This is a genomic window from Geodermatophilus sp. URMC 61, from assembly GCF_052931555.1.
Window position 1 is genome coordinate 1653449 of record NZ_JBRFHZ010000002.1, and the last position, 12929, is coordinate 1666377.

The window sequence follows — 12929 nt, forward strand, 5'->3', positions numbered from 1 at the left end:
CGTGGGCGAGAAGGTCGAGGCCCGGAGCTTCTCCCGCGCGGACCGCCAGCGGTACCGCGAGAAGCTGCGCCGCTGCCTCGACGTCTTCGGCCGGATGCTCAACGAGTCGCAGTTCGAGTTCGACCGGCCGCTCACGGGCATGGAGATCGAGTTCAACCTGGTCGACGCGCAGCAGGACCCGGCGATGCGCAACGAGGAGGTCCTCGCCGCGATCGCCGACGAGGTGTTCCAGGCCGAGATGGGCCAGTTCAACATCGAGATCAACGTGCGCCCCAGCTCGCTCGCGGGGCGGGCGGCCGAGGAGCTCGAGGCAGAGCTGCGGGCGAGCCTGAACGAGGCCGACGTCCGGGCCCGGGCGATCGGCGCGCACATCGTGATGATCGGTGCGCTGCCGACGCTGAGGCCGGAGGACCTGACCGAGGCCGCGATCACCGCCCACCCGCGCTACGCGCTCATCAACGAGCAGATCTTCGCCGCGCGCGGAGAGGACCTGCACATCGCGATCGACGGCCCCGAGCGACTGGACGTGCACGCCGACACCATCGCGCCCGAGGCGGCCTGCACCAGCACGCAGTTCCACCTCCAGGTCAGCCCGCAGGAGTACGCGGCGCACTGGAACGCCGCGCAGTGCATCGCCGGGGTGCAGCTGGCGCTGGGGGCCAACTCGCCGTTCCTGTTCGGCAAGGAGCTCTGGCGCGAGACCCGCATCGCGCTGTTCGAGCAGGCCACCGACACCCGGCCGCAGGAACTGAAGGCGCAGGGGGTCCGGCCGCGGGTGTGGTTCGGCGAGCGGTTCATCACCTCGGTCTTCGACCACTTCGAGGAGAACGTCACCTACTTCCCCGCCCTGCTGCCGGTCTGCGACGACGAGGACCCGGTGGCCGTCCTCGACCGCGGGGACGTGCCCCGGCTGAGCGAGCTGCGGATGCACAACGGCACCATCTACCGCTGGAACCGCCCGGTGTACGACATCCACCAGGGACGACCGCACCTACGGGTCGAGAACCGGGTGCTGCCGGCCGGCCCCAGCGTCGTCGACGTGTTCGCCAACGGCGCCTTCTACTACGGGCTGCTGCGGGTGCTGGCCGCGCAGGACCGGCCGGTGTGGTCCCAGATGTCGTTCACCACCGCCGAGGACAACTTCCTCGCGGGTGCCCGCAACGGCATCAACGCGCACCTGTACTGGCCGGGCCTCGGCACCGTGCCGGTGACCGAGCTCGTGCTCCGCCGTCTGCTCCCGCTCGCCCAGCAGGGGCTGGCCGAGTGGGGGGTCGACTCCGCGGTCAGCGACCGCCTGCTCGGCGCGATCGAGCGCCGGTGCACCACCTACCGCAACGGAGCGGAGTGGCAGGTGGAGACCTTCCGGCGGATCGACGAGCAGCGCAGGCCCCTGGACCGGCGCGACTCCCTGCGCGAGATGCTGCGGCGCTACAGCGAGCTCATGCACGCCAACGAGCCGGTCGACAGCTGGCCGGTCGACTAGTCGAAGGACCCCGTTCTCTCCACCCCTCGCAAGCGCGGGGCGGTGCCCTGGACGGAGCCGTCAGACACGGGACAGGCGGGCCTCCTCGTCGTGGGCCCAGGCGCCGAGCAGCCCGCGGTAGTGCGCGATGAAGTGGTCGCGCTCGTGCGGCGGGAAGGTGGACCGGACCGTGTCGACGAGGAGCCGGTCGAAGTCGGGACCGCGTACCCAGTCGAGCATCACCTCGTCGAGGTGGGTCAGCCGGCTGGCGCAGAAGTCCGAGTACGCCTCCACCTGGAAGTACTCGTCGGCCAGGGCGCGGTACGCGCGCAGCTTCTCCCCGTAGTCGAGGTCGGTCCGGTCGGCGATGTCGAAGTACCGCCGGGTGTCCAGGTCGTACCGCGGCTGCCGTCCCGTCGCGCTGCAGTAGACCGACCAGCGGACGAGCGCCTTCAGCGCCCATGGGAAGTAGTAGTGCAGGCTGGTCAGCGCGATGTCCGGGCAGGCGTTGGCGTAGTCGATCGGGTAGACGACGCCGTCCCTGATCAGCGTCTCGCAGGAGTTGAACTCCCAGCGGAAGAAGGCGTTGACGAGCCTGCCGATGGTCACCGTCTCCTGGCCGGTCGCCGCGTCCAGGAAGCCGTGGGCGACCGAGTACCGGGCGTGCATGGGCTGGTCGGGGTCGAACTTCATCACCATCGTCTCGGGGCCGATGGACAGGCTGCGCGCGAAGACGTCGTATCCGGACACCGCCTTCTGGAGGTGCATCAGCCGCTGACCCGACTCGTCGTAGGCCCGGTGCAGTTCGGCGGGATCGCGGATCATGCTCACGCCCACCCACGCACCGCCGTCGTAGGGCTTCATGAACAAGGGGTAGCCGAGACGTTCGGCGATGGCATCCAGGTCGAACGGACGGTTGTACTTCTCCGCCGTGTAGGCGTACTTCGCGTGGTCGGGCGGGTTCTTGTACGGGATCAGCACCGTGTCCGGCACGTGCAGGCCCAGGCGCAGCATGGCGCAGTACGCGGCATGCTTCTCCATGCTCTGGAACGTGAACGGGCTGTTGAGGAGGTAGACGTCGTCCATGAGCGCCGCCTTCTTCAGCCACTCACGAGGGTGGTAGTACCAGTACGCCAGACGGTCGATCACGAGGTCGTACCGCGGCCGGCTGCACAGGTCGAACGGCTCGATCGTGATCCGCTCGACGTCGAAGTCGTGCCGCCGACCGGACCCGTCCATCACGGGGCCGAGCCTGCGGATCATCGCCTCGAAGGCCGTGGGCCAGTCCTCCTCGGTCCCGAGGAGGAGGCCGATGAGGTGGCGTTGATCGGACATCGGCGCTCCTCGAGGCGACGGTCGGGCACGTCGCCGCATCCTCGGGACGACGCGATCGGATCGTAGATCCGTCGTGCGGTGCGCGCTGACCAGCGGGAACCGCGCGAGCGCCCACGCTGCTTCCTCGCCCGCACCAGGCCCCGGCCATCCGCTGACCTCGCCGCTCCGCCGCCACGGTCTCGGCGTCGGGTGACCCGAGGGAGGGCCACGTCACCCCCCGGCCACCTCGGTCCCGCCCGGGACGGCCGAACGGGCTGCTCGTCCCCGTCCGTCCCGGGATGGTCCGCGGTGGCCGCCAGCGCGCTCGCGCCGCGTCGGTCACCCACCGCCCGCGCCGGGTCCCGCCGCTGCGGCGTGCTGCCGTTCGGCGCCGGCCGCTGCCGGTGAGCGGTCGAGGACGAAGCCCTCGTAGTCCTTCGCGGCGACCTCCTCGCACTTCGCCCGGTAGGGGCCGACCCCACCGAGGTAGACCATGAACTCCCGCGCCTTCCCCTCGACGTTCGAGCCCAGGTACCACGAGTGGGACGTCGGGAAGAGCGTCGCGCTGGCCACCTCACGGGTGTGCGCGACCCAGGCGTCCTCGGCCTCCGCGGTCGCCTCGATCCTGCCCACGCCGTGCTCGTCGACGTGGCGGATGGCGTCGGAGATCCACTCGACGTGCTGCTCGATCGACACGATGATGTTCGACAGCACCGTGGGGGTCTGCGGTCCGGCGACGACGAACATGTTGGGGAAGCCGTGCACGGCGAGCCCGAGGTAGCTGCGCGGGCCCGCCGCCCACTTGTCCTTGAGCCGCTGCCCTCCACGCCCACGGATGTCGATCGAGGTCAGCGCACCGGTGAGCGCATCGAACCCGGTGGCGAGGACGAGGTCGTCCACCTCGTACTGGCGGTCGGTGGTGCGGACGCCGGCCGGGGTGATCTCGACCAGCGGGGTCTTGCGCAGGTCGACCAGTTGGACGTTGTCGCGGTTGAAGGTCTCGTAGTAGTCCGTGGCGAGGCACAGCCGCTTGGTGAGGATGGGGTAGTCCTTCGGACAGAGCGTCTCGGCGACATCGGGATCCTCGACGATCCCCCTGATCCGTTGCCGGACGTACTCGGCGGCAGTGTCGTTGGCGGTCTTGTCCACGAGCACGTCGGTGAACGCGACGTACATGTCGCCGAGGCCGTTGTCGGGGTCGTTCCAGGCGTGGTCGTACACACGGCGCCGCTCCTCCGGGTCCACGTCCAGAGCGGAGCGCTCGGGCATGGGCAGCGCGACGCCGAACATGGAGACCCGCGCCTGCTCGCGCATCTCCCGGTAGCGCGCCTTGACGCCGTCCTGGTAGCCCGGCGCGAACGGGTGGTTGTGTGCCGGGATGGCGAAGTTCGGCGTCCGCTGGAAGACGGTGAGGTCCGCCGCGTGCTGCGCGATGAGCGGGATGGCCTGGATGGCTGAGGAACCGGTGCCGATGACGCCGACCCGTCGTCCGGTGAAGTCGACACCCTCGTGCGGCCAGCGGGCGGTGTGGTACCACGCGCCCCGGAAGCTCTCCAGGCCGGGCACCTCGGGCTTCTTCCATTTCGACAGCGGCCCCGAGGCGTGCACCACGAACCGGGCGGAGACCTCGTCGCCCTGGTCTGTGTGCACCGTCCACCGAGCCCTGTCGTCGTCCCAGACCATGGCGGCGACCGTGGTCCGGAACCGGATGTCCCGCCGCAGGTCGAAGCGGTCGGCGACGTGCTGGGCGTAGCGGAGGATCTCCGGTTGGGTCGGGTACTTCTCCGTCCACTCCCACTCCTGCTCGAGGTCCGGGTCGAAGGAGTACGAGTAGTCCATGCTCGGGAAGTCACAGCGGGCGCCGGGGTAACGGTTCCAGTACCAGGTGCCACCGACGTCCCCCGCTGTCTCGAAGACCTGCACCGTGCAGCCCTGCTGGCGGAGCCTGTGGAGCATGTACATGCCCGCGAAGCCGGCGCCGACGACCACGACGTCGACAGCGCCAGGCTCGGTGCGTGCACGGGGGGAAGCAGCACGGGACTGGGGCACGGGGGCTCCTCGCGAAAGCGGCGCAGCGGAGCAGCCGCCCGTCGGGTGAGGACGGCGGACCTCCTGGAGGCCTGGGTGAGGGGGTCACCATGCTGCCCAGGGGGGTCCAGCCCCTCCAGAGACCTAGTGCTCTGGGGTCGGCGGCGTCGACCACCCCCATCCGGCCTCCTGTGATCGCAGGCCGAGCACGTGCGTCTTCGGGCGGGCTGCGGCGCCGGACCGTCCGATCCACGACACGCTCCGTGACCCACCCGGTCCAGGAGGGCCGTCCCCCTCTCCCGCCGGCCACGGGTGCCCGGACTTCGGACGCCCTCAGCGCGAGAGGGTCAGCTCCTCGTCGACCGTCGTCGTCGCCCGACCTCGGACCAGCCCCACCCCGAGGGTGAGCATGCCGGTCACGAGCACGACCGCCCCGACATAGGCGAGGTTGACCAGTGCGTTCGGCTCGGTCGCCGCGGGGTCGAGCACGGAGAGGAAGAACGCCAGCGGCAGGAGCACCGCTGCGGCCGGGAACGCCAACCGGACCAACCACCTCGCAGGCTCCGCCAGTGCGGTCTCGTCGACGTACCGCAGCGCCACCAGGGAGAGCACGAGGAGCACGCCCGCGTGGGCGTGGCCTGCCCGCCACAGGTCCTGACGGAGGGGATTGGCCTCGTACGCGGGGTCGTACACGAGCAGAGAGAGGACGCTGACGCCACCGAGGACGACGGTGGGCATGATGATCAGAAGCACGCCGGCCACCCGCCGGGATGTCGTGGTCACCGGACACCTCCTCTGTGGGGCCTCGATCGGTCCATGACGGCCCCTCGGTCGCCGGACCGAGCCCTGGACGTGTCGACGAGGCACGCACCACGGGGGGTGGCACCGCATCGACAGGGACGGCGGAGCCCGTGGGGACCGCACCTGAGGGTAGGTCGGACGCGGTGAGGTGGGGACCGTCTCGCGCGCGAGTGGCCGCCCTGCCGGGCCTGCCCGGAGTTCGCGGAGGAAGCGGCCATCCGGAGGGATGGCCAGCGGTCGTCCCGTCAGGAGCGGAACCGTGCGCGTTCGTACCGGGTCGCCCCTCGGACACTCCCTGATGCAGGCCCCGCGGTCGTCGGCCGCGGAGCCCTCGTCCGCTCCGCGCGTCCCGGACCGACCGCGCCGGGCCTCGAGCGGTGGGACATCACCCGGTGTCCGGACCGCTCGCCCGCGAGCCGGGCTGGAGGACACGGCGGGGATCAGGCGCCGACGTTCTCGGGGCTCACCGCACAGGCGTGAGGGACCGCTACTGCGCGGCCGTGGCCTCCACCTCCGGGGCGGTCCCGACCCGCGAGTCCTCGAACTGCTCGGCGGCCGGCTGCGCGTGCAACGGCATCATCGGGCCATCGCCCGCCGGATCGAGGACGTCCTGCTCGAACCACCCGTAGCGGCCGCTCAGCACCTGCTGCGCGACCTCGTACTGCGCCGCGTCGTCGTTGGCCCACAGCTCCGTGAACAGCCGGTCGGCCCGACGCCGGGCCTGGCTGCAGAACAGGTCGGCCAGCTCGACGGCCTCCTGCCTGCGTTGGGGGTGCCCGCGCGCGATGGTGTCCGCGTAGACGCACGCGCACGCCATCGCGTACAGCTCGGCACCGATGTCGACGATCCGGCCGAGCAGCTGGCCCTTCCGCTCGAGGCGCGCCTGGTAGCGGCCCATCGCGTAGAAGGTCGAGCGCGCGAGCTTGCGGGAGCGGCGCTCGACGTAGCGCAGGTGCGTGGCCAGATCGCCGAACTCGGAGAAGGAGCGAGGCCGCTGACCGGCGCCCGTCGTCAGCGTCGGGAACCACCTGGCGTAGAACGCGCCGGCCCTCGCGGCGGCCTTCACCCTGTCGGCCAGGCCGGAGTCGCCGAGCACCACGTCACCCGCGACCTTCAGGTGCTGGTCGACGGCCTCGCGGGCGATCAGCAGGTGCATGATCTCCGTCGAGCCCTCGAAGATGCGGTTGATGCGCATGTCGCGCAGCATCTGCTCGGCCGGCACCGGCTTCTCCCCGCGCCGGGCGAGCGACTCGGCCGTCTCGTAGGCGCGGCCGCCGCGGACCTGGACCATCTCGTCGACGGCGGTCCAGCCGAGCTCCGACCCGTAGAGCTTCGCGAGCGCGGCCTCGATGCGGATGTCGTTCCGCTTGTCATCGGCCAGGCGGCTCGACACGTCGAGCATCGCCTCGAGGCCGAACGCCGTGCCCGCCAGCCAGGCGAGCTTCTGTGCGATCGGGTCGTGCTCGCCGATGGGCTTGCCCCACTGCGTGCGCTCCGCCGCCCACTCGCGAGCGATCTTGAGCGAGTACTTGACCGCCGACAGGCAGAACGCCGGCAGTGACAGGCGGCCGGTGTTGAGCGTGGTGAGCGCGATCCGCAGACCCCTGCCCTCGCCGCCGATGACGTCGGAGTTCGGGACGAAGACGTCGTCGAAGCGCGTCACCGAGTTCTCGATGCCCCTGAGTCCCATGAACTCGTTGCGGTGCTCGACGGTGATGCCCTCCCGGTGGCAAGGGCAGATGAAGGCGGTGATGCCGCCCTGGTGGCCGTCCGACCTCGAGACGACGGCCATGACCACCACCACGTCGGCGATCGCGCCGTTGGTCGCCCACAGCTTCGTGCCGCTGATCCGGTAGCCCGTGCCGTCCTCGGTCGGGATCGCGGTCGTGCTCATGCGCGCTGGGTCCGAGCCGACGTCCGGCTCGGTGAGCAGGAACGCCGAGATGTGGTCCGTGGCGAGCCTGGGGAGCCACTCGCGCTTCTGCTCCTCCGACCCGAACAGCCGCAGCGGCTCGGGGAGGCCGATCGACTGATGCGCGGACAGCAGGGTCGAGATCGACGAGTGCCACGTGCCCGCCATGGCCAGCGCCTTGTTGTAGTGGACCTGACTCAGCCCCAGCCCGCCGTACTCCTCGGGGATCTTCATGCCGAGAGCGCCCAGATCCTTGAGGCCCTGGATGACGTCTGCGGGGATCTTCGCCTCGTGCTCGATCCGCTGCCGGTCGACTCGCTCCGTGAGGAAGACGCGGAGGCGCTCGAGGAATGCCTCCCCCTTCCTGACCTGGGCCTGATCCAGCTCGGGCTGGGGGTGGATGAGGTCCAGGCGGAAGTTGCCGAGGAAGAGCTCCTTGCCGAACGACGGCTTGGTCCACTCCGTCTCGCGGCTGGCCTCGGCGACCTGCTTCGACTGCTCGTACGACGGACTCGACGCCATGAGTGAGAATCGCCCGCCACCTTCCCGCCCGGCAACAGGCGACGGCGCAGCACAGGATCGCCCCTTGGCCGTGGCCATCGCGGTCGCGGCCCTCCGGTAGGCCCGCTCGCCGAGGATCCGTACCGCGTCGGCGAGCCCTGCGCTTCGGGCTGGGGGCCACCGGTCGGCCAGACCCGGCCCGTGCCGCGTCGTCTCTCCGATCCGGGGTGTCGAGGTGCTGGTCCGCGTCCGCGGGACCCGGCTGACCGTCGCCGCCCACAGCCGGCTGCGGACGGCCCGCCCGCCGCCGCCCTACGCGATGAGGGCCACCGCCATGACCATCGGCAGCGAGACGATCGAGGCGACGGACGTGACCATCGTGAGGGTCTTGAAGGTGCCCTGCGTCGACAGCCCCAGCAGCGACTTGAACATCCAGAAGAAGTTGCTGTTGACCTGGAGTGCGAACATCGCGCCCGAGGCGATGGCGAGGCCGATGACGACCGGCGAGACGTTGATGGACCCGAGCACCGGGCCGATGATCCCGGCGGCTGTGATGGCCGCCACCGACACCGACCCGATCGCCAGGTGCAGCACCGCGGCGATGAGCCAGGCGAGCAGGATGCTCAGGATGACCGGTGCCTCTGCTTCGGCGGTGAAGAGGCCGGCCAGGATCGTGTCGAGCCCGGTCTCCCCGATGACGGCACCCAAGGACCCGCCGATGCCGGTGATGAGGAGGATCGCGCCGGTGGTGTGGAAGCCCTCGCTCATCGCCGTATCCGTGCCCTCCGGGCCCAGGGTGCGCCGGCAGAGCACGTAGGCACCGATCAGGCCGACGAAGAGCGCGAAGTTGGCGTCGCCGAGGAAGGCGATGAAGTCGTTGGAGAACTCCAGCAGCTCGGCGAAGGCGCCGAACGCGATCATCACCAGCGGCACCAGGATGGGTAGCAGGCAGACGAGCAGCGGGGGCGTCGCGCTGTCCTCCTCGACCAGCTCAGTGGTCTCCTGCTCGACCATGGCCTCGTCGACGTGTTCGTCCCTGGCCACGTTCCAGTAGCGGCCGCGCAGGAGCAACCGGAAGATCAATGTCGTCACGATCGCGGTCAACGGCCCCAGCACCAGGCCGTAGATCAGCCACGTGCCGAGCGGGATCCCGAGCAGGCCCGCGATGGAGACCGCGGCCAGTCCCGGGATCACGAAGACGTAGCCGGCGAAGATCCCGGTTCCGAGCGCACCGGACATGTGCGGCAAGCCGGTCCGGCCGATGAACGGCGCGGTCGAACGCGCCACCGGAGACGCCAGCACGACCTGCACGTCCACGTAGATCGAGGGGAAGATCGTCGACATCGCCGCCGTCATCGCATACGGGAGCCGGTGCGCGCCGACACGGTCGACGAGCATCGTCACCATCTTCCGGAAGGCGCCCATCGCATGCAGCATCGCCCCGATGAGCACGCCGAAGCCGATGAGCAGGCCGACCTCGCCCATGATCTCGCCGAAACCGGTGGTGATCGCCGTCAGCGTCGCCGTGAAGCCGACACCGGTCGCGAGGCCGAGATAGAGCGACCCGACGATCAGGGAGATCACCGGGTCGACCTTGATCTTGATGATGAGCAGGACGATCACGACGATGGCGATCGCGGTGTGAAGCACGACCATGACCTGCTCCTCCCGGTACGGGGATGGGCGAGGTCACCGCACCGTCGCCACGCCGACTCCACACCTTGGCACTGATCAGGCGCCGGAGGCGGTCCGGCGGAGGTCGATGCGGTCGGCAGCCGGCCCGGTCGCCACCGCCGCCGTGTGGCTGCCCGTGCCGCAACGGCCCGAACACCGAGGGTCTCGAGCGTCGCCGATGTCCCGAGTGAGCACATGGTCGGGACGGCGTGCCAGGACCGGTCACGGATGTCCGTCCCCTGAGCGGTGCCTCCGGGTTCCCGCCGAGCTGGAACAGGCTGGCACGCTCAGGCGGCTCACCAGCGCGAACGTCGACATCACGGTGGAGAGGAGCACCGCCGTGCCGCTCTCCGACGTGATCAGGTCCGGGCGGTGCCGGGATCGCCCCCGGCCGTCATCGGCATGGCAGTCCGGTCGCTCCCGCCTCGAGCTGCGCCGCCGACCACTCCGCGCCACTCTCCGAGAGTCGGCAACCTGCGGCAGGATCCCCGGCGTCGCCGACTACCGCAGCGGAGCGGCCACGCAGGAGGAGGACGACGTGAGTGAGGACCTCAGCCGAGACGTCAGCGGGGACCTGGACCCCGCCGAGACCCGGGAGTGGATCGACGCGCTGGACTCGGTCCTCGCGTTCGAGGGCGCGGACCGGGCGTTCCACCTGCTCGACGAGGTGCTCGCCGAGGCGCGCCGCAAGGGCGCGGCGGTCCCGTACAGCGCCACCACCCCGTACCTGAACAGCATCCCGCCGGGCGACGAGGACCGGCACCCGGGCGACCGCGCCATCGAGCACCGGATCCGATCGTTCATCCGCTGGAACGCCCTGGCCATCGTGCTGCGGAACAACGCGGAGTCCTCCGAGCTCGGCGGCCACATCGCGAGCTTCCAGTCGGCGGCGACGCTCTACGACGTCGGCTTCCAGCACTTCTGGCACGCGCCGACCGACACCCACGGCGGCGACCTGCTGTTCATCCAGGGCCACTCCTCCCCCGGGATCTACGCCCGCTCCTTCCTCGAGGGCCGGCTCACCGAGGAGCAGCTGCTCAGGTTCCGGCAGGAGGTCGGCGGGGACGGCCTGTCGTCCTATCCGCACCCGTGGCTCATGCCGGACTACTGGCAGCTGCCCACCGTGTCGATGGGCCTCGGCCCGCTCATGGCGATCTACCAGGCGCGGTTCCTCAAGTACCTGAACTGCCGGGGGCTCGCCGACACCACCGACCGCAAGGTCTGGGCCTTCCTCGGCGACGGGGAGACCGACGAGCCCGAGTCACTGGGCGCCATCACGCTGGCTTCGCGCGAGAAGCTCGACAACCTGATCTTCGTCATCAACTGCAACCTGCAGCGGCTCGACGGACCGGTCCGCGGCAACGGCAAGATCATCCAGGAGCTAGAGGGCATCTTCCGGGGCGCCGGGTGGAACGTCATCAAGACCATCTGGGGCAGCAACTGGGATCCCCTGATCGCCCGTGACACCTCCGGCCTGCTGCTCAAGCGGATGGAGGAGGCCGTCGACGGGGAGTACCAGGACTTCAAGTCCAAGAACGGTGCCTACGTCCGGGAGCACTTCTTCGGCAAGTACCCCGAGCTGCTCGAACTCGTCGCAGGCATGACCGACGACGAGATCTGGGCCCTCACCCGCGCCGGACACGACCCCAGCAAGGTCTACGCCGCCTACAGCGCGGCGGTGCGGACCGTCGGGCAGCCGACCGTGATCCTGGCCAAGACGGTCAAGGGCTACGGGATGGGCGAGGCCGGCGAGGGCCAGAACATCACCCACCAGCAGAAGAAGGTCGCGGGCGCGGCGCTGGCCCGGTTCCGCGACCGCTTCGCCATCCCCGTGCCGGACGAGCAGCTCGACGAGGTGCCCTTCCTGCGCTTCCCCGAGGACAGCGAGGAGATGCGCTACCTCCGGGAGCGCCGGGCGGCACTGGGCGGCCCCATGCCGGCGCGTCGGCGTCGGTCCAGCGAGACCCTGCAGGTGCCCGACCTCAGCGCCTTCGGCGCGCAGCTGGTGCCGACCGAGGGTCGGCAGATCTCCACCACCATGGCCTTCGTCCGCGTCCTCAACACGCTGCTGCGCGACAAGGCGATCGGCCGGCGGGTGGTCCCGATCGTGCCCGACGAGTCACGCACCTTCGGGATGGAGGGCATGTTCCGGCAGTTCGGCATCTTCAGCCAGGTCGGTCAGCTCTACCGGCCGGAGGACGCCGACCAGCTCATGTACTACCGGGAGGCCCCGGACGGCCAGATGCTCCAGGAGGGCATCAACGAGGCGGGGGCGATGTCCTCGTGGATCGCCGCGGCGACGTCCTACAGCCTGAGCGACACCCCGATGATCCCCTTCTACATCTTCTACTCGATGTTCGGCTTCCAGCGGGTCATGGACCTCGCCTGGGCAGCCGGGGACTCACGGGCGCGCGGCTTCCTGCTCGGCGCGACCGCCGGCCGGACGACCCTCAACGGCGAGGGGCTGCAGCACGAGGACGGCCACAGCCACGTGCTGTCCTCGGTGATCCCGAACTGCGTCTCCTACGACCCCACGTTCGCCCACGAGGTCGCGGTGATCATCCAGGACGGGTTGCGCCGGATGCTCGCCGAGCAGGAGGACGTCTTCTACTACGTCACCCTGATGAACGAGAACTACGAGCACCCGGGGATGCCCGAGGGCGCCGAGCAGGGGATCCTGCGCGGGCTGTACCTGCTGCGGGAGGGACAGGCCGGACCGGCAGGAGACGGGGCCGGGCGGCCGCGGGTGCAGCTGCTCGGCAGCGGCACGATCCTGCGTGAGGTGTTGGCCGCCGCCGACCTGCTCGCCGCCGACTTCGGGGTGGACGCCGACGTGTGGAGCGCGCCCAGCTTCACCGAGCTGCGGCGGGACGGGATGGAGGTCGAGCGGTGGAACCTGCTCCACCCGACCGAGCCGCCGCGCCGCAGCTGGGTGGAGCAGTGCCTGGCCGACCGACCGGGCCCGGTGGTCGCGGCCACCGACTACGTGCGGGGCTTCGCCGACCAGATCCGGCCCTACGTCCCGGGCAGCTACCGGGTGCTGGGCACCGACGGCTACGGGCGCTCGGACTACCGCCGCAACCTGCGCCGGTTCTTCGAGGTCGACCGGCACGCGGTGACCGTGGCCGCGCTCGCCTCCCTCGCCACGCAGGGCGCCGTCCCGGCGACGACGGTGGCCGACGCCATCGGCCGGTACGGCATCGACCCGGAGGCACCGCCGCCGTGGACCGTCTGACC

The 12929-nt window shown here is 70.4% G+C and carries 7 protein-coding genes; 2 read left to right on the forward strand and 5 right to left on the reverse strand.

All coding sequences use genetic code 11. The features are described from left to right. Position 1: 1 nt before the first annotated feature. The gene (locus tag ACU610_RS07715; RefSeq protein WP_446767116.1) at positions 2-1483 is read left to right on the forward strand and encodes a hypothetical protein; all 1482 of its coding nucleotides are present in this window, start codon (positions 2-4) and stop codon (positions 1481-1483) included. A 60-nt stretch (positions 1484-1543) separates the two neighbouring features. On the opposite strand, the gene ACU610_RS07720 is transcribed toward ACU610_RS07715, so the two are convergent. The 5 genes from ACU610_RS07720 to ACU610_RS07740 form a co-directional block, all read right to left on the reverse strand. After that, positions 1544-2797, reverse strand: a complete 1254-nt coding sequence (locus ACU610_RS07720) for an ATP-grasp domain-containing protein (RefSeq protein ID WP_446767117.1) — start codon at positions 2795-2797, stop codon at positions 1544-1546. 318 nt (positions 2798-3115) lie between these two features. Next, positions 3116-4825: a flavin-containing monooxygenase gene (locus tag ACU610_RS07725; protein ID WP_446767118.1), complete on the reverse strand. Its 1710-nt coding sequence runs from the start codon at positions 4823-4825 to the stop codon at positions 3116-3118. Positions 4826-5137: 312 nt separating this feature from the next. Next, a complete protein-coding gene (locus ACU610_RS07730; RefSeq protein WP_446767119.1) occupies positions 5138-5587 on the reverse strand; it encodes a hypothetical protein in 450 nt (149 codons plus the stop codon). A gap of 505 nt (positions 5588-6092) precedes the next feature. Further along, positions 6093-8039 carry an acyl-CoA dehydrogenase family protein gene (locus ACU610_RS07735; protein ID WP_446767120.1) on the reverse strand — a complete coding sequence of 649 codons (1947 nt, stop codon included), beginning with the start codon at positions 8037-8039 and terminating at the stop codon, positions 6093-6095. Between the two features lie 291 nt (positions 8040-8330). Further along, positions 8331-9674: a GntP family permease gene (locus tag ACU610_RS07740; protein WP_446767121.1), complete on the reverse strand. Its 1344-nt coding sequence runs from the start codon at positions 9672-9674 to the stop codon at positions 8331-8333. A gap of 556 nt (positions 9675-10230) precedes the next feature. On the opposite strand from ACU610_RS07740, the gene aceE reads away from it, so the two are divergent. Further along, entirely contained in the window at positions 10231-12927 is a 2697-nt protein-coding gene (gene aceE, locus ACU610_RS07745) for a pyruvate dehydrogenase (acetyl-transferring), homodimeric type (protein WP_446767122.1), read from the forward strand. Positions 12928-12929 lie beyond the last annotated feature (2 nt).